The sequence below is a fragment of the Vibrio sp. 10N.247.310.98 genome, from assembly GCF_041467395.1.
GTDB lineage: Bacteria > Pseudomonadota > Gammaproteobacteria > Enterobacterales > Vibrionaceae > Vibrio > Vibrio crassostreae_C.
This window is the reverse complement of sequence record NZ_JBFSUL010000008.1, coordinates 104,371-126,012: the sequence shown is the minus strand read 5'-3', so window position 1 is coordinate 126,012 and position 21,642 is coordinate 104,371. Positions and strand designations below refer to the sequence as shown.

The following is a 21,642-nucleotide window of genomic DNA, read 5'->3' as shown; positions in this document are numbered from 1 at the left end:
ACCATATCACTTACTACCGTTTTTGTTTTTAGTTCCCGCTAATCCGCGATGAACCAAAAAATAGCGCTCATTGAGCGCTATTTTTATAAGAGAAACTAACTCTTATAGTGAGTAGTAAGCTTTATACCAATCCGCAAAAGCTTTCGCGCCTTCTTGGATCTTCACTTGAGGTTTATAACCAACCGCTTCAAACAAATCTTCCGTATCAGCGTAAGTCGCGTACACATCACCAGGCTGCATTGGCATGAAGTTCTTTTTCGCTTCAACACCTAGAGCACCTTCTAATGCTTCGATGTAGTCCATTAATTTAACCGGGCTGCCGTGACCGATGTTAAACACGCGATACGGAGCAGAACTGGTTGCTGGTGACCCTTGCTCAACGGTCCAATCTGGTTGCTTGGCTGGAATACGATCTTGAACACGAATAATACCTTCAACAATATCATCGATATAAGTGAAGTCACGCATCATGTCGCCGTTGTTATAAATGTCGATTTCTTTGCCCGCTACGATTAGATTCGCAAACTTGAACATCGCCATATCAGGGCGACTCCAAGGGCCGTAAACCGTAAAGAAGCGAAGACCTGTCGTTGGTACGTCGTATAAATGAGAATAGGTATGCGCCATCAACTCATTCGACTTCTTAGTCGCGGCGTACAGTGAAATCGGGTGATCAACACTGTCTGCTGTATGGAATGGCATTTTTTGATTCAAGCCATAAACGGAACTCGATGAAGCATAAACGAGGTGTTCAACCTTATTATGGCGACAGCCTTCAAGAATAGCTAAGTGACCGACAAGGTTGCTATCGGCATACGCCATTGGGTTATCAATTGAGTAACGAACGCCAGCTTGCGCCGCTAAGTGAATCACGCGGTCAAACTTTTGCTGTGCGAAAAGCTCAGCGATACCTTCTCTATCAGCGAGATCCAGCTCGATAAAGGTAAGCTTTTCATGCTCGATACGCTTAAGGCGATCATGTTTCAGAGAGACTTCGTAGTAGTCATTTAGGTTATCGATACCAACAACCTCATGCCCTGCCGCACATAGTCGCTCTGACACTGCAGAGCCAATAAAACCAGCAACGCCAGTTACTAAATATTTCATTCTACTATTCTCAATTCATATAATTAGTACAATTGTAGCCACTCGCTAGCCTATCGACTAGCAATAAAAAGTGAACACGAGTTCAGATTTTCTATACTTGGCACTCTTCGCAATAAAACGTATTGCGCTGTCCGATTTTTAGCTCTTGAATCAATGCTTCACAGCTTGGGCACTTTTCACCCGCTTTCCCATACACTTGCAGCTCTTGGGCGAAATACCCCGGTTTGCCATCTGCTTGTGCGAAATCTTTTAGCGTAGTACCACCTTGTTTAATGGCGGTGGCGAGCACTTGTTTGATCTCTTTGGTCAACAAGACCCACTCTTGTTTTGTCACTTTGCTTGCAGGGCGCAAAGGGCTAATACGTGAAGCAAATAGCGCTTCATTGGCATAGATATTACCCACACCAACCACCACTTTGTTGTCCATGATGAACTGCTTGACGGCCACTTTACGCTTTTCTGCTTTCTCAGCAATGTAGTCAGCGTTGAAGTCATCGGTTAGTGGTTCAGGGCCAGAACCGAGTAACACAGGGTGTGTTTCGTCGGGAGCAGACCACAGCCAAGCGCCAAAACGACGTGGATCGTTGTAGCGTAGTACTTTTCCATTAGTGAGCTTAAGATCCACGTGATCGTGCTTTGCTGCTGGGAAGTCAGCATCTAATACGCGTAGTGAGCCAGACATACCAAGGTGAACAATGGCAGTACCAGTATCCGTTTCAATCAATAGGTACTTTGCACGGCGCGAGATAGAGCGAATCACCTGCCCTTCTAATGCTTTTAACTCTTGTGGGATATCCCAACGCAGCTTAGGCGTGCGAAAAGTAAGGGTTTTAATGGTCTCGCCAACTAAATGAGGCGAGATCCCCATACGGCTTACTTCGACTTCGGGTAATTCAGGCATAGTTAGTCGTCCGATTTAGAGGAGTGGTTAGCGTTAAAGCTTGGAAACAGGTAGCTCTCTTCAATAGACACCGCCAACCACTGATCATTCCAGTTTTTTAACAACCAGAACTCAGGCAATTGATAATAGGTAATACGCTGGGGCTCTTCTTGGTCTTGATACCATACTTCGATGGTGTGTGGTGTATTTAACCGAGGCGTAAGGTCTGTGTAGGTCTGTGAGTCGACTTCCGTGCCCACAAGCTCTTTCCAACGTTGTGACAGCTCTTGTGCATTGGTGGCTTGAGGAAAGTCAGTATCTTCGAACTGGTAAACCCATTGATTATCTTGTTGAATGACAGACCACTTAGCAAAGTGTAACGCTTGAAGCTTTGCTGTTGGGTTCAGGAGATAAGGATAAGGGCTATCAACCTGCGGTTCAGGCTCGATAAGGTACGCTTTGATCAATGTTGGAAGGTTTAACACGCCAATAAAAGCGATCACACTGAACATGAGTATGTTGTTCCACCGGCGTCCACGATATCTCATCTGATTCTGCTCATCTAACCTATTGAACATTCAGTATATCGTGAAAGTGGCAATACTTTCTATGTTGTACAGATTTCTATCTATCAGAGGCTATATCAAGCAAAAATAATTGAGTTCCTCAAATTGTAGATATAAAAAAACCCAGCGATTAAACTGGGTTTTTCAATTCTTTCTTCTACTGAAGAAGAGCAAAAAAAGCATCAATTACTTGATTTTAGCTTCTTTGTACATAACGTGTTGGCGAACTACTGGATCAAACTTTTTGATCTCAAATTTGCCTGGCATGTTACGCTTGTTCTTATCAGTTGTGTAGAAGTGACCAGTACCTGCAGAAGATACTAGACGAATTTTCTCACGAATGCCTTTAGCCATTGCTTAATTCCTCTTAAACGTTTTCGCCACGTGCACGGATATCAACAAGAACAGCATCGATGCCTTTCTTATCAATGATACGCATGCCTTTAGCAGTTAGACGTAGTTTAACAAAACGTTTTTCGCTCTCTACCCAGAAACGATGAGTTTGTAGGTTCGGCAGAAAACGGCGCTTAGTAGCATTGCGTGCGTGTGAACGGTTGTTACCCGTTACTGGACGCTTACCAGTTACTTGGCATACTCGGGACATGAATGTCTTCTCCAATCGTTTCAGCTCGATATCAACCTTGGTGGCCGAACCTCTCTATCAATTAAAATAGAAGGTAAAAACCGTTATGGAAAATCCATACAAGGCTATCAAAGGTCGCGCATTATACTAACTTGACACGCATTGCTCAAGACCCGAACAGATCCTTTTTACGGATTTCGTGATCTTTTTTTGTGCAGCGCAGCTTGCTTGAGTAATCAGAGCTGATTTTAGGTCTAAAAATGTGGCCGGAATAATAGCAGATTTAACGCAACTAACAACCTAAAATGTGATTCAAATCCATCCACGCTCTGCAAAAGAGACAACTTCGCCATCTCCAACCACAAAATGGTCGAGTATTCGTATGTCCACCAGCGCCAGTGCATCGGTTAATCGACGTGTAATCCGCCTATCGGCTTGGCTTGGTTCTGCAACACCCGAAGGATGGTTGTGAGCCAAAATTAATGCCGCCGCATTGTGATGAAGTGACCGTTTAACCACTTCCCTCGGGTAAACCGATGCGGCATCGATGGTTCCTTCAAACATCACCTCGCCCTTTATTACCCTATTTTGGTTATCGAGGAACAATATATAGAAGGCTTCTCGCTGGCGATCGCGCAACATGCTCGAGAGATAAAGCTTAGTATGACTTGGGCTAGTAAGCGCATCTCCACGAGATAAAGTCTCTGCTAGATAACGCTGCGTCATCTCTAACACAGCTTGCAATTGAACATACTTGGCCTGCCCCATCCCTTTATGAGCACAAAACTCTTCCTGCGTTGCTGAAAAGAGATGGCGGAGCGAGCCAAAGTCTTTGATCAACTTGTCTGCGAGTTCCAAGACGTTCATTCCTTGTGTCCCTGTTCGCAGAAATATCGCGAGCAATTCCGCATCACTCAAAGAATCAGGCCCTCGACTCAATAACTTTTCTCTCGGCATCGATTCGGCAGGCATTTTATCTATTGGCATATAAAAACTAATCACTAGTCATGAACACGACCCACCACCTTAATGAGATCATAATCGGAGATCCTTCGGTAGAGATAAAAGGAAACGAGTCACTAGCAAAACCGTGTAATTGATAAGTTTGATAACACCAACTTGATGAGCGTCAAATCTGTTCTAATTCTGCTTCTAGGCACTAATCCTTTGTTCTGATATCGTAAGTCGCAGAGAAATTAAGGAACAGAATCATGCAAACATTGGTTAATCAACTGGATAACGCTGACCTACAAGGCCTGGCTGGGAAAAAAATCCTACTTGGCATTAGTGGTGGTATCGCTGCGTATAAATGTGCCGAACTGACTCGACGCTTAATTGAACGTGGAGCACAAGTACAAGTCGTGATGACGAATGCAGCCAAGGAGTTCATTACTCCTCTCACCATGCAAGCCGTCTCTGGAAGGCCAGTGTCTGATAGTTTGCTTGATCCTGCTGCTGAGGCTTCCATGGGGCACATTGAGCTCGCAAAATGGGCTGATTTGGTATTACTAGCGCCAGCAACCGCTGATCTGATTGCGCGCATGACAGCTGGCATGGGTAACGACCTACTGACCACTTTGGTTCTAGCAACCGATGCGCCAGTTGCGGTATCTCCGGCAATGAACCAACAGATGTACAGCCACCCTGCCACTCAAGAGAACATCGCAACACTAAAACGTCGTGGTTGTGAGATTTGGGGACCGGCGGCTGGCGAACAAGCGTGTGGTGATGTGGGAATGGGTCGCATGCTAGAGCCTATGCAGCTCGTGCATCGCTGTGAAGACTTCTTCCAACCTAAGCCACTTGCTGGCCGTTCTGTGCTTATTACTGCAGGCCCGACTCGTGAAGCGATTGACCCGGTGCGTTACATTACCAACCACAGCTCGGGCAAGATGGGCTATGCACTGGCTGAAGCAGCCGCGAAACAAGGCGCAACAGTGACTCTAATCAGCGGCCCTGTTTCATTAGCAACGCCAAATAAAGTTAATCGTATTGATGTCGACAGCGCACAACAGATGTTTGATGCCGTTACTGCTAACGCTTCTCAACACGATATTTTCATCAGCTGCGCCGCAGTTGCCGATTACCGCCCTGAGACCATTGCAGACCAAAAACTTAAAAAGGTCGACGGTAAAGACGACATGACCATTCAAATGGTTAAAAACCCAGATATTGTCGCTTCTGTCGCTTCAATGACCGAAGGTCGCCCATTTACTGTCGGCTTCGCAGCAGAAACTCAAGATGTTGAGAAGTACGCACGCGGTAAACTGGAAAGAAAGAACCTCGATATGATCTGCGCCAACGACGTCTCAGTTGAAGGCCAAGGCTTCAATAGCAGTAGCAATGAGCTGCACCTTTATTGGAAAGGCGGCGATAAATCTCTGCCACTGGAAAGCAAAGACACACTTGGTTTCCAGATCCTCGATCAGATCCAACAGCTTATTAATGTATAAACGCACAAATTTGCTCTGATAATCTGCTGACACCTCTCGATTCTGTTGACCTAGGGCTTACAAAACTAGGAAACAGAATTGAATGGTGTTTATAATCCTTCTTCACTCAATCCTCATCTTTAGGAAAGGAAGTAAATAGATGGCTGGTACTCGAAAATCAAACCGTCGTGAAGAAATCCTACAAGCTCTCGCACAAATGTTGGAATCGACCGAAGGTGCTTCTCGTATCACAACGGTAAAGTTGGCCAAGCAAGTGGGTGTTTCTGAAGCTGCGTTATACCGCCACTTCCCAAGCAAAGCCCGCATGTTTGAAGGCCTGATCGAGTTCATTGAAGAAGCGTTGATGTCTCGAATCAACCGTATTCTGGATGAAGAGAAAGACACGCTAGAGCGCATACGCCTAGTACTACAACTTATCTTAGTTTTCTCAGAACGTAACCCAGGCCTGACTCGAATTTTATCTGGTCATGCTCTAATGTTTGAAAATGAACGCCTGCGTGATCGCATCAACCAACTTTTCGAACGCATTGAGACGCAACTTCGCCAGATCCTGCGTGAAAGAAAGCTTCGTGAAGGGAAATCATTCCCGGTTGATGAGAAAATCTTAGCCGCTCAACTGCTCGGTCAAGTTGAAGGCAGCTTGAATCGATTTGTTCGCTCAGACTTCAAATATCAACCAACAGAAAACTTTGATGCTTATTGGGCACTGCTAAGCGCTCAGATTAAGTAGCAATCAAATTAAGTGGCAATCAAATCTTAAGTGATGGTTATGACGACGAAAACTTCTTCAGCAAACGGCACAGCACAACACGTGATTACTAAGCCGCCTTTTACTCTAGCTCTACTTCACCCTAAATATTGGGGTGTATGGTTTGGTTTTGGGTTATTGGCGCTTATTGTTAACGTTCTCCCTTATCGCCTCTTACTGCTGTTAGGCCGATCGTTAGGCTCTTTGGGTGCTCGCTATGGTAAAAAGCGCGTCGCGGTAGCAACACGTAACTTGGAGCTCGCCTTCCCAGACAAGCCAGCAGATGAAGTCGCGGCAATGGTCAGTGAGAACTTTAAGAACACAGGTATGGCACTCATCGAAACCGGCATTACCTGGTTTTGGCCTACGTGGCGCTTCAAGCGCATCCTAGTAGATAAAGACACCCAAACACTGCGTACGCACAAAGCTAACGGTAAAGGTGTTCTTCTATGCTGTGTGCATGCCTTAAACCTAGAGATCACTGCGCGAGCAATGGCTGTATTAGGTATTTCTGGTTTAGGTGTTTATCGCCCGCACAACAATCCGGCTTATGAATTCATTCAATACCGTGGTCGTACTCAAAACGGCAACCGCCTGATTCACCGTAAAGACGTGAAGCGTATGATTCGAATCCTGCGTCAAGGTGAGATCCTTTTCTACCTACCGGATCATGATTACGGTCGTAACAAGTCTGTGTTTGTGCCTTTCTTCGCAGTAGAAGATGCGTGTACCACAACAGGCACTAGTATTCTGGCTTATACGAGCCGATGTGCACTTGTTCCGGGGTCTGGTTTTAGAAATGCCGATGGCAAATATGAGATCATGGCCGATGAATCAATTGAAGATGACTATCCACAGAAAGATGAGAAAGCGGCTGCCGCCTACATGAACCGCTACCTTGAGAAGATTATCTTAAGAGCACCAGAACAGTGGATGTGGCTGCACAAGCGCTTTAAGACCATGGAAGACCCAGAAGTGGAGCGCGGCATTCGTTATAAATAATGAATACTGAACCAAAAGGAAAGGGGCTGATGAATCATCAGCCCCTTGTGCATTCTATAGTCTAATTACGAGTAGTATTAGATGCCGTATTGAGCGCGGTATGCTTTTACTGACTCTAGGTGTGCTGCGTCTGTGCCTTTCTCTTCAAGGAAAGTCACCAAGTCAGTCAGGCTAACGATTGAGATAATCGCACAACCGAAGTCACGCTCAACTTCTTGAATCGCAGACAGTTCGCCTTTGCCCTTCTCTTGACGGTCGATAGCAACAAGCACGCCCGCTAAATCAGCGCCATTTGCTTGGATGATTTCCATCGACTCACGAATCGCAGTACCTGCAGTGATCACGTCGTCCACTAACATAATGCGACCTTCAAGCGCGCTACCGACAAGGTTGCCACCTTCACCGTGGTTTTTCGCTTCTTTGCGGTTGAAGCAGTAGGGCGTGTCTACATCGTGGTGATCTGCCAGTGCAACCGCTGTCGTCGTTGCAATTGGGATACCCTTGTATGCAGGGCCAAATAGTACATCAAACTCAATGCCAGAATCAGCCAATGCTGCTGCGTAGAAGCGACCTAAGCGCGCTAGGTCACGACCTGTATTAAACAATCCAGCATTGAAGAAGTAAGGGCTCTTGCGGCCAGACTTTAAAGTAAACTCACCAAACTTAAGTACTTCTTTCTCTAGTGCAAATTCAATAAATTCACGTTGATATGCTTTCATGTTTTTCCTCTACGTTTATTCAATAAAACTTAACTTACGCTCTGCACTACTCTTTCGAGTTTTACAGACAAAAAAATAGCCCCCAAATGGGAGCTATTAAAAATGATTAGTCGGCCAACGCAGCTTTCTGCGCTTCGACGATATCGGCAATGCCCTTATTCGCCAGGGTTAAAAGCTGCATCAGCTCTTCATGGCTGAACGGTTCGCCTTCTGCGGTGCCTTGAATCTCAATCATCTTACCGTCTTCCGTCATTACAACGTTCATGTCGGTATCTGCCGCTGAGTCTTCAACGTACTCAAGGTCACACAGTGCTTGTGCACCAACGATGCCCACTGAAACAGCCGCTACGTGGCCTTTCATTGGGTTCTTTTTCAGTTTACCGCTTGCTAGTAGGCTGTTGATAGCATCAGCCATTGCTACGCTTGCACCTGAGATAGAAGCAGTACGTGTACCGCCGTCTGCTTGGATAACATCACAATCGACAGTGATCATGATTTCACCCATTACTTTCAGGTCAACAACAGCACGTAGGCTGCGCGCGATCAAACGTTGGATTTCCATCGTACGACCGCCTTGCTTACCGCTCGCCGCTTCACGACGGTTACGAGTGTGCGTTGCACGTGGCAGCATGCCGTATTCAGCTGTAACCCAACCCTTACCTTGACCTTTCAACCAACGCGGTACGTTTTCTTCTACCGTCGCATTACATAGAACTTTAGTGTTGCCGAACTCAACTAATACAGAACCTTCAGCATAAGCTGTGTAGTTACGAGTAATTTTAATTGGACGAATTTGATCTACAGCGCGGTCATTTGGACGCATTGGTATCTACCTTATTAACAGTCTGAAGTGATTTACTATCGAAAGAGTGCATCACCTAAGAAAGGGGTGAGACAGTTTTGATTGGGGCAAGATTATATAGCAGTTTATCGTGCAAATCTATTTACCGTTCAAAGCTATTTATCACGAAAGGCTATTTACAGTGAAAAGCGACAGGCTTCGAGAGCACACCATATCGTGATACTATGCGTGCGCGTTATTTTCAGAATGATAAAAGACAGGAAAATTCGATGATTTATAGTATGACCGCGTACGCACGCAAAGAAGTAAAAGGCGATTGGGGCAGCGCAGTATGGGAAATCCGTAGTGTAAACCAACGCTACCTAGAAACTTACTTCCGTATGCCTGAACAGTTCCGTGGTTTAGAGCCAATCTTGCGTGAGCGTTTCCGTAAGCGTCTAGCGCGCGGTAAGGTTGAATGTAACCTACGCTTTGAAGCAAACCCTGCTGCAAAGGGCGAACTAAGCATTAACGAAGGTTTGGCTCAGCAAGTAATCAATGCGGCGAACCAAGTAATGACGATGACTGGCGAAGAGAGCCGTTTGAACCCATTCCAAGTCATGAACTGGCCTGGTGTGATGGAAACGCCAGAGCAAGACATGGATGCCATCAACAAAGACCTACTTGAAGCATTCAACGATGCTATCGCAGAGTTCATTGATGCTCGTGCTCGTGAAGGTGAGAACATGAAGGCGCTAATCGTACAGCGCTTAGATGCAATCACTGAAGAAGTAGTGAAAGTTCGTGCACGCATGCCTGAGATCCTAGAGTGGCAACGTGAGCGTCTTCTTACCAAATTTGAAGATGCGAAAATCGAACTGGAAGGTTCTCGTGTTGAGCAAGAGCTTATCCTACTTGCGCAGAAGTCAGACGTAGCAGAAGAGCTAGACCGTCTAGATTCTCACGTGAAAGAAGCAAATGCAGTACTGAAGAAAGGTGGCGCTTGTGGCCGTAAGCTAGACTTCATGATGCAAGAGTTCAACCGTGAGTCAAACACGCTAGCGTCTAAGTCTATCAGCACAGATATCACAGCATCAGGCGTAGAGCTTAAGGTTCTTATCGAACAGATGCGTGAGCAGATCCAGAACATTGAGTAGAAAATCAAACTCACTCACGAAGAACCAGATGTCATTAAAAACAAACAGTTAGTAAAAACGAAATAATCAGACGTACTCATAGAGCATCTGTTAACATCAAATTAATGGTGACAAATTGGTGACAAAAATCGAGTTTGCATGATAGTGTAAACTCATTGTCACCACTTTGAGTCTCCGCCATGCAAGATAATCAGCTCATAGCCTTAATGAAGAAAGGCAAACCTGCTCGACACCGTATATCTACAGGGCTCTACTTTCGGGTGGTAAGCCCAATGTCAGCTTTTTGGACTTTTCGTTACACCTTTCAAGGGAAAAGAAAAGAGCATACGATTGCAAAGTATGGCGTCCCTCCTTTTGGGATAAAAATGACCGAAGCACAAAAACAAATCATTGATTTAAAGTTTGAAGTTGAGCAAGGGAACGACCCACAAGTAGAAAAAAGACGCCCAGATAGACTAGAGTTTGATAGCGTAGATCAACTTGCGGAAGATTGGTTATCAATCAAAAAAAAGAGAATCAAGAATCCACAGATTCCAGAAAGGGTTTACCGTAAAGACATAGCGCCATACATCGGTAATATGGCAGTATGTAAGGTGGAACCTCGCGATATTGCTCAAATCATTAGGTCTATTAACGACGATGGGCGCCCTTCCATTTCAAATGACGCTTTAAGCTATCTAAATCAGCTCTTCAATCATGCTATTAAGATGGGTTTAGTACAGTATAACCCTGCATCTGCGTTTGATATAAACGATGCTGGCGGTGAAGAAAAATCTCGGAAGCGGGTATTATCAATTAATGAAATTACATCGCTTTTCCAAGCGATAAAGTCACACAATGATATTTTTGTTCGTGAAAATTACTTAGCATGTTGCTTGCTCTTACTTCTTGGAGTTAGAAAGGGAGAGCTAATAGCGGCGAAGTGGGATGAATTCGACTTTGAAGAGAAGCTATGGCACATCCCTGAAGATAGAACAAAAAATTCAATTCCAATATCAATTCCTATCCCTCTAGCAATTTGGGATATTTTTTCGGAGTTAAAAGTTAGAGCAGCCGATAGTGAGTATGTATTCCCCAAACGACGCTCATCGAAAAGGTTTGGCCATATCTCACCAGATACATTAAACGCAGCTCTCAACAAACTACTATCACAAGACAGTGTTGATGTAGAACACTTCACAGTACATGACCTTCGTCGTACCTTCAGAACCTTGCTAGCCAGTTGCCACATTCTTCCGCACATAGCAGAAAGGTGTTTGAATCATAAGCTCCCCAAGATAGAAGGAACTTATGATGTACATGATTACTTAGAACAACGAAGAGATGCTTATGAGAAACTTAGTCTGAAACTCATCCCTCATATGCTTCTAGCACCAAATGAGAGCCCGTAAATGATTTAAAAAACAAAAGAATCAAGCTCGGAGAATACTTCTTTTGAAACTGCAAGTGTGTTCTTTCTCGCCACTTCGAATACATTTTGTTCAGATAAAAATAGGATTGGATCAAACCAGACCTTTCTATCTATTCCATACTGTCTTTCAAAATACAGTATTCCTGACTCAGCTCCCTTTTCATAATCCTTGATTGTGATAGATGCTAATCGACTGGCATCAATCCCAGGAGTATTAGAATAAATATGAGGGATGTCTTTCAAGAATCGAGCTTCAACATACCCTGAAATAACATGTAAAAATAATGAAAACTCATTCTCTTTATTCCAGATTTGTGCAACTTCAATATCAGGTAGAAACTTATTTAGGATGTTGACGTAATGATAAGGTTCCTTCGTCATCCTCGCCTTAGTATCATCCCACGTTATAACATAATCAATATGCTCAACATCTTCTATGTTTGGTCCGATTCTATTAACATGAAAAGCTTTTTTAGTGTACCCAGTAGCTTTTACAAACTTATCAAAGCTAAGTTCATATTGCTCCAGTGCATCCTCAGCATTATTGCATTCAAGAACAGAAATTAAACCATAAGGACCACTTTTAAATAGCCCTTTAATTTCAGGAAACAGTTCTTCAACAATGTTTACAATATATGGGTGTTTCTGATCAGCCTCAGGGTTGGTAAAGAGTTTTCCGTCTTCACTATATTTAGGTATCGAATCTCCCGATAGATACTTTTTCCACGAAGCTTTATCAAAAAAAGACTTCATTACTGCATCAAACATATCCGGATTTTCAAAAGATGGATCTGCTTCTCTATATCTACCATCGAGAGATTTTTTAAGCTTTTCTTCAAAGCTCTTACCATTTTTCAAGATGCCTTCAAGGCCATCTAACTCCAAAACTTTATGTGTCCAGAAAATTGTTCTTATCTTATTTATCATAATCACTTACCACAATACCCTGTAAATTTCAACCCAGCTCATTAATTCAGCTAGTGCCAATACTCAGATGCCTTCAAACCATATCATAGAACGTATTCAATAACCTGAGGATACAAAATGAATCAGCAGCAACTCACCCCACTACTTTTGCGCAGAAAACAAGTCTGTCAGGCGCTCAACATAAGCCCATCAACACTAGATCGATTGAGACAAAATCCCAATGCTAGATTTCCATCAGGAATATATACCGGAAATAAAATTTTAGGATGGCGAACAAAAGACATTAACGACTGGTTAGATAAACAATGAGGAACACATGATGCGAAAAAATCATTACCAACAAAAAAAATTAAGTTTCACACCCATCGTAAAAATGCTTTTCCTTCCTCCTATGTGGAAAAACATAAAAGGGGAAATTGAAGTTATAAAAGCACGACGAGAAGGTTATAAAAAACGTCCTAATGGGATTTCGATTCACGATCCTGAAATAGATGATGAGTTTTAGACCCTATTCATTGGTAATGAAACCAAATTCAAAGCCAAAAGTACTTTAAGCCAGAAAATGCAAAGCCTTGGGCAGATTTCAGAAATGATTTCAAAACCACAACAAAAGATGCCAAGGCTAATTATCACAACATGATTACCATGATTTCAGAGGAAGAATAATGAAACAAACCCAAAAACCAGTAACTGTTCGTTTCTCAATGAACGATTACAACGACATTACAGCCGAAGCAGAGAATCACAATACAACCACGGCAGATATCATCAGGAAAACCTGGAGAGGCCACCAAGAGCATCAGAACATTCTTGCTCTTTTGGCCAAATTTGAAAGCCGCATCATCGCAAGTACGTTTGAGATCTGCGTTGCTACGATAGGCCTCACAACAGACGAGCGAAAGAAAGCTGCCAAAGATGTTAACAACTACCTTAAAATGGAGCGAGTTAAATAATGAGCCATACTCCCCCATCAATGCCAAAACAGAAGTGGGGCTTGTTAGCCTTGGTATTCGCTCTGTCCCTTATCAGTCTTATCGTTCTTCAAACTTTATTAATATGGCCAGAGCAAAAATGGGGAGGGATTAACCGACACCTTGAGTGGGTAGCCAAAGCTACCTGGCACCTTCTATCCCAAGACTCTTCAGCTTTACTTGCGCAGTATGTTTTTCAACTCAAAAGCTTAGGCATTTACTCAGAAATGAAAATTACTGTTTCAATTGCCTTTCTACTCAGTTTTGCTGCTTCTGCACTGATTTCATGCCGTATTGTATTTGTACCCGGTGGAAAGAATAAACTCGTAAAAGTAAACGGGCCAACACTATACAAAGATAAATCAGTCAAAAAGGGGTTACGCGATCACCACCGGAAGAACAACCAAAAGAGTTCAGTGGCTATTCACCCAGACCTTTTACTTACACCGAAAGAACTTGAAGGAAACATATTCGCATTTGGCCAACATGGTTCAGGGAAGTCCGTCATTCTTAAGCAGCTACTTCAACAGATCATCAACGCTAATCAGAAAATCATTATTTACGACGAAAAGCGCGAGTACACTGAGCTATTTTATGACCCCAAAGATACACTCCTAATCGCCCCCTGGGATAAGCGTTCTGCACACTGGGATATAGCAAAAGATCTTAAACGTGATGAAGATTTTGAGCTCATTGCACAGAGGCTAATTCCCGGTAATACCAAAGATCCTATGTGGTCGAATGGTGCAAGAGCGATTTTAGCTGGAGTATTGGCAATCTGTAATGCCGAAAGTGATGATGAATGGAGTTGGGACGACATTGCTAAAACATTATCTATAGATGACTTCACTCTTCGAATTTTGTTCGAGCAGCACTACATCAAAGCTGCCCGCTATATAGAAAAGAATTCCAAAACTACGCATGGCTTTATGTCGACACTCCTAACAGATGTATCGTGGCTATATTCCCTAGCCAAGTATTGGCAAAAGTCTTCTAAAAAGTCGTTTTCGCTTAGAGATTGGGTCAATGGTAATAGACCTGATATCAAAAAAATCATCATACAATCTCATCCAGAGTTTAAGGAAGTCGGTGCTCCACTTTGTAATTCGATTCTAGGATTCATCACCAGCTTAATGCTCGCAAAGCCAGACAATAATAGTACTTTGCAAACTTGGTTGATTATTGATGAATTGGGAAATCTACCTAAAAACGATAGCTTAAAGGAATGGTTGAGTCTTGGTCGCTCAAAGGGGTGTCGTTTCGTTGGTGGTACTCAATCTATATCTCAACTACATGATAAATATGGAGAACACGACACAAATACCCTCCTGAATCTATTTGCAACAGTAATAGCTCTTAGGTGCGGTGCTCCAGGTGGTGAGGCAGAGTACGCTGCAAAATGTTTTGGTGAAGCTATTTACGAAAGACCATGCTCAGGGAGTACAAAAGTTGGTCCGTCTGCAATAAATTGGCAAAAAGAAGTTTCTCAACTAGTTACAGCCTCTGATCTCGTTCACCTCCCTCAATCAAATGAGAATGGGGTAACTGGCTACATAACTAGTTCCGGTTGGAATAGCGTATTTAGACTCCAATGGCCATACCCTAAGCTAGACAAACAAGCACCTAGCCACACTCCTAGCTCTTGGGTACTCAACGCTCCACAAAAACGAAAAAATGGCCGACTGGGAGCTCGCTGATGCTGACTATCCATCCAATTAACAATATTACCTACTACGATAACGATGACTACTATCTCAACGATGCATCTCCAGAGGACGTTTGGATAGGTTGTGGAGCGGAATATCTAAATATCAATAATAAACCTGTTGGTGAGGAGTATCACCACTTAGCACGTGGCTACTCTCCAAACGGAAAGATACCTCTTTGTAAGCAAGCTGGAGATGACCATAGGCCGGGGTGGGATCTTACTTTTTCAGCTCCAAAATCTGTTAGTCTGGCTTGGGCGATGGCCAATGAGCATCTACGAAAAGAGATCAGTAACGCTCAGCTAAAATCGGTTCGACAAGCGATCATTTTGCTTGAAAAAAATGCTGCGTACACTCGTAGAGGTATCAATGGAAAATCCCGAGAACGCACTCATGCCTTAATTGTAAGAGCCCTCGAACACTCTACATCAAGGGCTCTGGATGTTTCCTTGCATACTCACGGGCTAGTTCAAAATCTTAGCCCTAGGCTAGATGGATCTTTTGGAACAATTATTAGCCGAGACCTTTATTTATGGCAAAAAGCCGCAGGTGCTATCTATCGTGCAGAATTATCACATCAAATGAAAAAGCTCGGTTTCGAAATAGAGCCTGACGGAGAAAGCTTTCGACTGACAATAATTCCAGAACAAGCTTGTCACAACTTTTCAAAACGCTCTCAAACTATAAATGAACGTTTGAAAAAGTGCTCAGCCACGACAAGTGCTAGCCGTATCGGGAATAGCATAAAAATAACAACACGAGCTGCGAAACAGAAGATCGAACGAGATGGACTACTACAAAAATGGAGAAGTGAGCTAGACAGCTACGGGCTAAACAACGAACTTCTTAAGAAACATTTGAACGCCAGATACAAACCTTCGGAAGCTAAAACAGCATTTGAGATTCCTGAGATCATCAGCTCTCTGACTAATAAAAATGCTGTATTTAGAAAACAAGATATTTACCGGGCCATCGCTGAGACTGCTCAGTGGAATGGCGAACCAGCAGCAATCGTTAATCAGTTGGCTAAGTCGATACTTACAGATGAGGAACTAGTTTCACTTGGAACTGATAGCAAACACAACCAACTCTTCTCAACTAAACAAATGCTCAGGCTAGAAAATGAAATTCTTGAAATAACTCAGTCACTTACTGGAAAATATAGCCATGCATTGCAAAAAAATATCGTTAATGATGCAATTTCATTACACGAGAAGCAATGTAGCTACACTCTAACAAAAGAGCAAAGCGAAGGGCTTTTCTATGTCTGCTGCGAGGGGGATTTTAGCATTCTTCAAGGCTCAGCAGGCGCAGGAAAATCATCAGCTATGGCTGCACTACACTCAGCTTACTCACAGCAAGGCTTATCAGTAATCGGTGCAGCAATTGCCAAAAAAGCGGCAGATAATCTTGCTGAAGAATCGAGAATAACCTCTTACACCGTAGCAAAGCTGTTATCTGACGCTGAACGTGGACGAAATCATTTCTCTCTGGCTGATGTGCTTGTGGTTGATGAAGCTGGCCAGCTAGGCACAAAGCAATTGAATGCATTATTGCATCTAGCCCAAGAGCACAATGTGAAGGTTATCTTAGTTGGAGAGGATAAGCAGCTAGACGCAATTGAACTAGGCGGATGCTTACGGTTTTTATCTCAGAAATTGAACTGTAGCAGAATAGAAGAAATCAAACGCCAGCGCGAGAGCTGGGCTCGTACAGCTGTTATGCATTTGAGGGACGGCCTGGCATCAAAGGCATTGAGTGCATTCCAAGCGAAAGGATTACTCAATTTTTCTGAGTCCTCGAAAGATACTCAGAAACAAATGGTCAACGCTTGGGAAAGCTACCATCGTGATAACCCAAATAAGAGCTCTCTGTTGCTTGCGCAGCGTTGGAAGGACGTTGATCAGCTATCAACTCAAATGCGGACCATTCTCCAATCTCAAGGAAAAGTTGGGAATGAAGAGGTTGAAGTTGATTGCATCGTTTCTGAGCATCGATGCAATCAAAGGTTTGCAGTTGGTGATCGCATTAAGATGTGCAAAAACGACTACAGACTATCAGTCTCAAATGGCTCAATGGGCCAGATAACTAACATATACAAATCAAACGATGATATCGTTTTTACTGTTCTTTTAGATAGCGGGCACACGGTTTCAGTAAGCCGCAACAACTACCAAAACGAAGAAGGCCGCCTTCCAATGGTTTTGGGCTACGCCTTAACGGTTTACGCTAGCCAAGGAACAACGATCGATGGTGATGTGTTCGTCTATTGGACATCAGGTATGGATCGAGCAAACAGCTATGTCGCAGGGAGTCGACACAAGGACAACTGTCACTGGTTTTTTAACTCACGAGAGATCGACTTAGTTACTCAGCAGGCTGAGGGAGTTGAGATTTCTGATGAAATACGGGTTCAAACAGTTGCCCAGGTAATGTCGTCGGAGAGGAGGAAGTCTATGGCGCTTGAGTATTTAGATACCGTTAACAAACCAACAAAAAATATACAACTAGAGCCCTATAAGAGTGACGTTGAGTGCGATTCATTTGAGCCAATAGTATGAGAAATTATAGCAGGCTCACTGTCCCAAACTACTTTTACCTGAATCCAGGCTTCTACAAGCCCTCAACATCCATACCATGTTCTGCAAGCCATTTTTTTCGCTCTTTATAATCGGGCATAGCTCGTTCTACGCATAGCCAAAAGTCGACACTATGGCTTGGTTCTATCAAATGTGAAAGCTCATGAACAACAACATACTCAGCGATTTTTGCTGGCAATAAAATTGTCTTCCAGTGAAAGTAAAGCACCTGCCCTTTGCCACATGAGCCCCAGCGGTACCCCAAATCACGCACTTTTACTGATGAGAACTCAACACTTAAGCGGTTTTTAAAGTCGTTAGCTTTTGCTTCTAACCATTTCAAGCCTTTTGCCACGTACCAATCGATAAATAGCTTTCGGGCATCCTCAATATGGCCTTTTGATAAATGAAATCGGCCATGATAAAACTTCAGTGGAAGTTCTTGCTCATCAACAAGGCTCAAGCGGTAACTGCGGCCTAAATATAAAAAGCCTTCTCCTTGCACAAACTTTTTTTGACGTACTGTTTTATGCATAAGTGATTTTTCTGCCAGCTTTTGATAAACCCAACTAAGCTTAGAACGCACAAAACCTTCAAGCACATCAGACTCTACAAAAGGTGGGGCAGTAAGTAGTAAGCTGCTATCTCTATCCACAGTTAATTGCATCGTTTTACGGTCAGCACTGTGTTTAATAGGAATAACTAAGTCTTCAATGGTTAAGGTCATACTGCCTCTAATTTATAGCTATTGGCTTTGGCAAGCTCTCTAAGCTTATCAACCAACGGTTCTATATGATCATAGTCAAGTAGCTCAGATTCATACAGACTTTCAAATAAATATTGCTCTAACTCTTCCTGTAAACCTAAACGATGAGGTTCCCAGAAACTAGTAGTAGTGATCTTATCTTGAATATGGGCAACCAATTTCTCAGTAAGTTCTATCAGTTGAGCTTCTAGGACTAAATCAGGCTGTTCATCACCACTAACCGCCACTTTTAACATGCGATAAAATGGCAGGTAATGCTCAGGGATATCTGGTAGACCCTCTTCATGCTTAGTAGAACCAGAACGTACTTCATCAATAATGGTTTGTAGCGCTTTGATCAGATCATCCCATTGACCAACTAAGCTATCTAAAATTTGTTTTAGACGTTCACTTAGCTTTTCATAATAAACTGGATCTTCATCAATATGCTGGCTTACATGGCTTTTAATAGCATGCTCCATTTCGGAAGCAATGGCTTTTTTCTGCTCTTCTGAGGTAGCGCCATAATTTACAGCTTGTTCACGAACTTCATTTACGCTGTTATCAAACTGAGCATCCGTTAAGTTTATCGGCGCTACTTTTGGGTCTATCCCTAATGAAATAATATGTTCGTCAATTAAAGTACGAACCTTGGCCCCAACATCTTTACCTATCACCATGCTGTCGCGATAACGCATTCTTGCACGATTCTGTATCATCGCCAGCGCTTTAGCATCGCCCGCAAAAGGTAATCCTTCAGGGCGTGGTAATACTTGCTCTAAGCTTTGTAAGAAGGCTTTTAATTTTACGGAAAACTCTTGGCGCAATCGCTCAGTACTAAGTAACTGTACGCAAGACTCAATATCATCAAGAGATTCTATTCCTTTACTGCGGAACATATCGACAGCACGAATGTGTCGCTCTCTAAGGGCGGGAACTTCGTCTTTTAAACTACGTAAAGCACCTTCAACATCTTCATCACTATAAGCCGCGAGCGCAGCTTTTAAGTGATTAGCCACACCGTAATAATCCACCACAATACCAAACTGTTTGCCATAACCCGTTCGGTTAACCCTAGCAATCGTTTGTAATAGTTCAGCTTCACGAATTGAGCGGTCTAAATACATCACCCCTTCGATAGGTGCATCAAATCCCGTTAACAGCATTGATTTAACAATTAAGAACGAAAGTGGATCGGTACCTGCTTCCGTTTGCTCTGCATCAGATCCTAGTTCTTTATTGAGTAGAGGCTTTTTGAAGCGCTCAATCGCTTTATCTTGTTTGGCTCTATCTGTATGTACTGCCCACTCTGGCCCATCGTTATTGTCAGATGAGATAATGGTGGAAAATTCCATTCTGGCTAATACACTTTTATAACGCCATGCTTGGATCAACGCTTGTATTTTAGGTGACTTACGACAAAGTGTTTCGTTATCACAGCCTTTTAATTCATCTGGTAAACGCTCTGCATCAAACAGCAACTTATCACGTGCATCCATAAAGGCTTTATAGTAACGCACAGCAGCTAAGCGACTATAAGCAACCACTTGTGCTTTATAGCCATTCGGTAAAATATTGGTGACATAATGGCGCAGCATATCTGCTGCTTTTTCTTCAATTAGTAACGTGGCTTCTAATACATTACCTTTAGTTGCATACTTCTTTTTAATGGCTTCGAGCTCTTCTTCGCTTTTATCACTAAAAAAGTCTTCAAATAACTCATCTAAACTAGAGCCATCTTTTACCGCACCATTTACCGTGCGACCCTCATATAAAATAGGTACAGTTGCGCCATCAGCTTCAGCTTCTTTAATGGTGTATTTATCAATAAACTCACCAAATACTTCATGGGTGCGCTTTTTCTCACCCATGATGATTGGTGTACCAGTGAAGCCGATACGAGCACAGTTAGGAATACCAGAAAGCAAATTAGCGTGTAAGTCACCAGATTGTGTTCGATGCGCTTCATCCACCATTACCAATATATCTTCACTAACATTGAGCAATTCAAAAGGATCAGCTGCTTTGGCTTGTGACTCACGATACTTTTGAATCATCGCAAATACGATCCCTGGACCATCTTGCTTTAGTAGGTTCTTAAGCGACTTATTGTTGTGGGCAACCGATACCATTTCATCAGTTAAAGAAGCTGTACTTGAAAGTTGCTTTTGTAGATCTTTTCTATCAGTAACCACCACAACTTTAAAGCGGCGCAAGGCAACATCGGTACGTAGCTTACGGATCAAAAACATCATAGTTAATGACTTACCCGAACCTTGGGTATGCCACACTATACCGCCACGCCTATCGTATTCACCATCTTGTTTACGAGTTTTACCCGATAACAAACGCTGAACAGAGCGCACTACCCCACGATATTGCTGATAACGACAAACCATTTTGATGGTTTGCCCACCTTGGTGCACAAACAAAATAAAGTGGCGAATAATATCTAATAATGATTCAGGCATTAACATACCAGCTACTAAGCGTTGTTGGGCTGACAATCCCGCAACGTCTAGTTCTTTGGCGAGTGTGTTTTCACAACGTTTGGGGTCACTCTGGGTAGCGATAGTTTTCCAAGGTTTGTAAAACTCAGCCCTTGCGCCAATAGTGCCCACTAAACATTGCTCAAAACTGGCCGCAATCATTAACTGGTTAGTACTAAACAGCTGAGGTGCGCCTTCGTTATCTTCTGCTTCACCGCCTACAAAACGTTGGTTAGAATAACGGCGAAGTTGGTTAATCGCTGCTGCCATAGGCTCGGCACTATCTGGATTTTTACATTCGATGACAACTAACGGAATACCGTTAACCAGTAACACCAAGTCAGGAATAATATGCTTTTTGCTAGTGTCATGCCCTGGAGGGCATTGAACCTTAAACTGGTTAACTACGGTAAAGGTATTATTTTCAGGAGTATCCCAGTCAATAAAATGAATACTACGGGCACGGCCACCATCCCAATCAGGCAAACCATCAACAATAATACCGTTAGTTAACAACTCAGAGGCTTTTTGGTTAGCTTCCATCAACTTAGAAGCAGCAATACGACTGATAGCCGCTACTGCCTGATTAATACGTTGCTCATCTAGCCATTCGATTTGCTCACCATTAGCCAACGTTCGCAAGTTAACTCTTACAAGTTGCTCGCGTAACACCCTAGTTTGCAGTACTTCAGCAAAACTATCACGGCCAGTGATATTTGTATCATCCAAGCTGCCTTCAATATACTGCCAACCTTGCGATTGCAGTTGTTGAATCAAGGGTAGTTCTGATTGTAGATATTCCGGCCCCATAGTACTTT

General features: G+C 43.1%; 21 protein-coding genes. 10 read left to right on the top strand and 11 right to left on the bottom strand.

What is annotated here, in order from left to right:
- Positions 1-102: 102 nt before the first annotated feature.
- The 6 genes from AB6E78_RS05780 to radC form a co-directional block, all read right to left on the bottom strand.
- Positions 103-1,107, bottom strand: coding sequence for an NAD-dependent epimerase (locus tag AB6E78_RS05780; protein ID WP_017063090.1), 1,005 nt, complete (start codon positions 1,105-1,107; stop codon positions 103-105).
- A 91-nt stretch (positions 1,108-1,198) separates the two neighbouring features.
- Entirely contained in the window at positions 1,199-2,008 is an 810-nt protein-coding gene (mutM, locus tag AB6E78_RS05775) for a bifunctional DNA-formamidopyrimidine glycosylase/DNA-(apurinic or apyrimidinic site) lyase (RefSeq protein ID WP_017063089.1), read from the bottom strand.
- A gap of 2 nt (positions 2,009-2,010) precedes the next feature.
- Positions 2,011-2,535, bottom strand: coding sequence for a hypothetical protein (locus tag AB6E78_RS05770; protein WP_032546317.1), 525 nt, complete (start codon positions 2,533-2,535; stop codon positions 2,011-2,013).
- Positions 2,536-2,739: 204 nt separating this feature from the next.
- Positions 2,740-2,907 (bottom strand): 50S ribosomal protein L33, encoded by a 168-nt coding sequence (gene rpmG / locus AB6E78_RS05765; protein ID WP_002535344.1) that lies wholly within the window; start codon positions 2,905-2,907, stop codon positions 2,740-2,742.
- Between the two features lie 13 nt (positions 2,908-2,920).
- Complete coding sequence (gene rpmB / locus AB6E78_RS05760; RefSeq protein WP_004728407.1) at positions 2,921-3,157, bottom strand: 50S ribosomal protein L28; 237 nt, start codon at positions 3,155-3,157, stop codon at positions 2,921-2,923.
- 291 nt (positions 3,158-3,448) lie between these two features.
- Positions 3,449-4,123 carry a DNA repair protein RadC gene (gene radC / locus AB6E78_RS05755; RefSeq protein WP_372132731.1) on the bottom strand — a complete coding sequence of 225 codons (675 nt, stop codon included), beginning with the start codon at positions 4,121-4,123 and terminating at the stop codon, positions 3,449-3,451.
- A gap of 224 nt (positions 4,124-4,347) precedes the next feature.
- Here radC and coaBC point away from each other — a divergent pair, with 224 nt between their 5' ends.
- The 3 genes from coaBC to lpxL all read left to right on the top strand — a co-directional run bounded on the left by coaBC (position 4,348) and on the right by lpxL (position 7,339).
- Positions 4,348-5,589 carry a bifunctional phosphopantothenoylcysteine decarboxylase/phosphopantothenate--cysteine ligase CoaBC gene (coaBC, locus tag AB6E78_RS05750; RefSeq protein ID WP_017063087.1) on the top strand — a complete coding sequence of 414 codons (1,242 nt, stop codon included), beginning with the start codon at positions 4,348-4,350 and terminating at the stop codon, positions 5,587-5,589.
- A 139-nt stretch (positions 5,590-5,728) separates the two neighbouring features.
- Positions 5,729-6,319: a nucleoid occlusion factor SlmA gene (slmA, locus tag AB6E78_RS05745; protein ID WP_004741428.1), complete on the top strand. Its 591-nt coding sequence runs from the start codon at positions 5,729-5,731 to the stop codon at positions 6,317-6,319.
- A 39-nt stretch (positions 6,320-6,358) separates the two neighbouring features.
- The gene (gene lpxL, locus AB6E78_RS05740) at positions 6,359-7,339 is read left to right on the top strand and encodes an LpxL/LpxP family Kdo(2)-lipid IV(A) lauroyl/palmitoleoyl acyltransferase (protein ID WP_017063085.1); all 981 of its coding nucleotides are present in this window, start codon (positions 6,359-6,361) and stop codon (positions 7,337-7,339) included.
- Positions 7,340-7,416: 77 nt separating this feature from the next.
- Here the strand turns inward: lpxL and pyrE are convergent, their stop codons facing one another.
- Both pyrE and rph read right to left on the bottom strand, forming a co-directional pair.
- Positions 7,417-8,058: an orotate phosphoribosyltransferase gene (gene pyrE / locus AB6E78_RS05735; RefSeq protein WP_017059267.1), complete on the bottom strand. Its 642-nt coding sequence runs from the start codon at positions 8,056-8,058 to the stop codon at positions 7,417-7,419.
- Positions 8,059-8,164: 106 nt separating this feature from the next.
- On the bottom strand, positions 8,165-8,881 hold the full coding sequence (gene rph, locus AB6E78_RS05730) for a ribonuclease PH (RefSeq protein ID WP_372132728.1): 717 nt from the start codon (positions 8,879-8,881) through the stop codon (positions 8,165-8,167).
- A 248-nt stretch (positions 8,882-9,129) separates the two neighbouring features.
- Between rph and AB6E78_RS05725 the strand changes: the two genes are divergently transcribed.
- Together AB6E78_RS05725 and AB6E78_RS05720 are read left to right on the top strand one after the other, a co-directional pair.
- Positions 9,130-9,996, top strand: coding sequence for a YicC/YloC family endoribonuclease (locus AB6E78_RS05725; RefSeq protein ID WP_017063084.1), 867 nt, complete (start codon positions 9,130-9,132; stop codon positions 9,994-9,996).
- 179 nt (positions 9,997-10,175) lie between these two features.
- The gene (locus tag AB6E78_RS05720) at positions 10,176-11,387 is read left to right on the top strand and encodes a site-specific integrase (protein WP_210467279.1); all 1,212 of its coding nucleotides are present in this window, start codon (positions 10,176-10,178) and stop codon (positions 11,385-11,387) included.
- 5 nt (positions 11,388-11,392) lie between these two features.
- On the opposite strand, the gene AB6E78_RS05715 is transcribed toward AB6E78_RS05720, so the two are convergent.
- Positions 11,393-12,334 carry a hypothetical protein gene (locus tag AB6E78_RS05715; protein ID WP_372132725.1) on the bottom strand — a complete coding sequence of 314 codons (942 nt, stop codon included), beginning with the start codon at positions 12,332-12,334 and terminating at the stop codon, positions 11,393-11,395.
- Between the two features lie 117 nt (positions 12,335-12,451).
- On the opposite strand from AB6E78_RS05715, the gene AB6E78_RS05710 reads away from it, so the two are divergent.
- From AB6E78_RS05710 to mobF, 5 genes are all read left to right on the top strand, one after another.
- On the top strand, positions 12,452-12,643 hold the full coding sequence (locus AB6E78_RS05710; RefSeq protein ID WP_210467281.1) for an AlpA family transcriptional regulator: 192 nt from the start codon (positions 12,452-12,454) through the stop codon (positions 12,641-12,643).
- A 10-nt stretch (positions 12,644-12,653) separates the two neighbouring features.
- Positions 12,654-12,839: a hypothetical protein gene (locus tag AB6E78_RS05705; protein ID WP_372153739.1), complete on the top strand. Its 186-nt coding sequence runs from the start codon at positions 12,654-12,656 to the stop codon at positions 12,837-12,839.
- 160 nt (positions 12,840-12,999) lie between these two features.
- Positions 13,000-13,287 carry a hypothetical protein gene (locus tag AB6E78_RS05700; protein ID WP_210467283.1) on the top strand — a complete coding sequence of 96 codons (288 nt, stop codon included), beginning with the start codon at positions 13,000-13,002 and terminating at the stop codon, positions 13,285-13,287.
- Positions 13,287-15,002 (top strand): type IV secretion system DNA-binding domain-containing protein, encoded by a 1,716-nt coding sequence (locus AB6E78_RS05695; protein WP_210467284.1) that lies wholly within the window; start codon positions 13,287-13,289, stop codon positions 15,000-15,002. Before AB6E78_RS05700 ends, AB6E78_RS05695 begins: the two co-directional genes overlap by 1 nt.
- A complete protein-coding gene (gene mobF / locus AB6E78_RS05690; RefSeq protein ID WP_372132721.1) occupies positions 15,002-17,572 on the top strand; it encodes a MobF family relaxase in 2,571 nt (856 codons plus the stop codon). The genes AB6E78_RS05695 and mobF overlap by 1 nt, the downstream gene beginning before the upstream one ends.
- Before the next feature lie 52 nt (positions 17,573-17,624).
- Here mobF and AB6E78_RS05685 read toward each other — a convergent pair whose 3' ends face one another.
- Positions 17,625-18,317 (bottom strand): M48 family metallopeptidase, encoded by a 693-nt coding sequence (locus AB6E78_RS05685; protein ID WP_210467286.1) that lies wholly within the window; start codon positions 18,315-18,317, stop codon positions 17,625-17,627.
- Positions 18,314-21,634 (bottom strand): type I restriction endonuclease subunit R, encoded by a 3,321-nt coding sequence (locus AB6E78_RS05680; RefSeq protein ID WP_372132717.1) that lies wholly within the window; start codon positions 21,632-21,634, stop codon positions 18,314-18,316. Before AB6E78_RS05680 ends, AB6E78_RS05685 begins: the two co-directional genes overlap by 4 nt.
- Positions 21,635-21,642 lie beyond the last annotated feature (8 nt).

Excerpts from the sequence above, each read along its gene's own strand:
- AB6E78_RS05780 (WP_017063090.1), bottom strand. The coding sequence starts at position 1,107 with ATGAAATATTTAGTAACTGGCGTTGCTGGTTTTATTGGCTCTGCAGTG.
- mutM (WP_017063089.1), bottom strand. The coding sequence starts at position 2,008 with ATGCCTGAATTACCCGAAGTCGAAGTAAGCCGTATGGGGATCTCGCCT.
- AB6E78_RS05770 (WP_032546317.1), bottom strand. The coding sequence starts at position 2,535 with ATGAGATATCGTGGACGCCGGTGGAACAACATACTCATGTTCAGTGTG.
- rpmG (WP_002535344.1), bottom strand. The coding sequence starts at position 2,907 with ATGGCTAAAGGCATTCGTGAGAAAATTCGTCTAGTATCTTCTGCAGGT.
- rpmB (WP_004728407.1), bottom strand. The coding sequence starts at position 3,157 with ATGTCCCGAGTATGCCAAGTAACTGGTAAGCGTCCAGTAACGGGTAAC.
- radC (WP_372132731.1), bottom strand. The coding sequence starts at position 4,123 with ATGCCAATAGATAAAATGCCTGCCGAATCGATGCCGAGAGAAAAGTTA.
- coaBC (WP_017063087.1), top strand. The coding sequence starts at position 4,348 with ATGCAAACATTGGTTAATCAACTGGATAACGCTGACCTACAAGGCCTG.
- slmA (WP_004741428.1), top strand. The coding sequence starts at position 5,729 with ATGGCTGGTACTCGAAAATCAAACCGTCGTGAAGAAATCCTACAAGCT.
- lpxL (WP_017063085.1), top strand. The coding sequence starts at position 6,359 with ATGACGACGAAAACTTCTTCAGCAAACGGCACAGCACAACACGTGATT.
- pyrE (WP_017059267.1), bottom strand. The coding sequence starts at position 8,058 with ATGAAAGCATATCAACGTGAATTTATTGAATTTGCACTAGAGAAAGAA.
- rph (WP_372132728.1), bottom strand. The coding sequence starts at position 8,881 with ATGCGTCCAAATGACCGCGCTGTAGATCAAATTCGTCCAATTAAAATT.
- AB6E78_RS05725 (WP_017063084.1), top strand. The coding sequence starts at position 9,130 with ATGATTTATAGTATGACCGCGTACGCACGCAAAGAAGTAAAAGGCGAT.
- AB6E78_RS05720 (WP_210467279.1), top strand. The coding sequence starts at position 10,176 with ATGCAAGATAATCAGCTCATAGCCTTAATGAAGAAAGGCAAACCTGCT.
- AB6E78_RS05715 (WP_372132725.1), bottom strand. The coding sequence starts at position 12,334 with ATGATAAATAAGATAAGAACAATTTTCTGGACACATAAAGTTTTGGAG.
- AB6E78_RS05710 (WP_210467281.1), top strand. The coding sequence starts at position 12,452 with ATGAATCAGCAGCAACTCACCCCACTACTTTTGCGCAGAAAACAAGTC.
- AB6E78_RS05705 (WP_372153739.1), top strand. The coding sequence starts at position 12,654 with ATGCGAAAAAATCATTACCAACAAAAAAAATTAAGTTTCACACCCATC.
- AB6E78_RS05700 (WP_210467283.1), top strand. The coding sequence starts at position 13,000 with ATGAAACAAACCCAAAAACCAGTAACTGTTCGTTTCTCAATGAACGAT.
- AB6E78_RS05695 (WP_210467284.1), top strand. The coding sequence starts at position 13,287 with ATGAGCCATACTCCCCCATCAATGCCAAAACAGAAGTGGGGCTTGTTA.
- mobF (WP_372132721.1), top strand. The coding sequence starts at position 15,002 with ATGCTGACTATCCATCCAATTAACAATATTACCTACTACGATAACGAT.
- AB6E78_RS05685 (WP_210467286.1), bottom strand. The coding sequence starts at position 18,317 with ATGACCTTAACCATTGAAGACTTAGTTATTCCTATTAAACACAGTGCT.
- AB6E78_RS05680 (WP_372132717.1), bottom strand. The coding sequence starts at position 21,634 with ATGGGGCCGGAATATCTACAATCAGAACTACCCTTGATTCAACAACTG.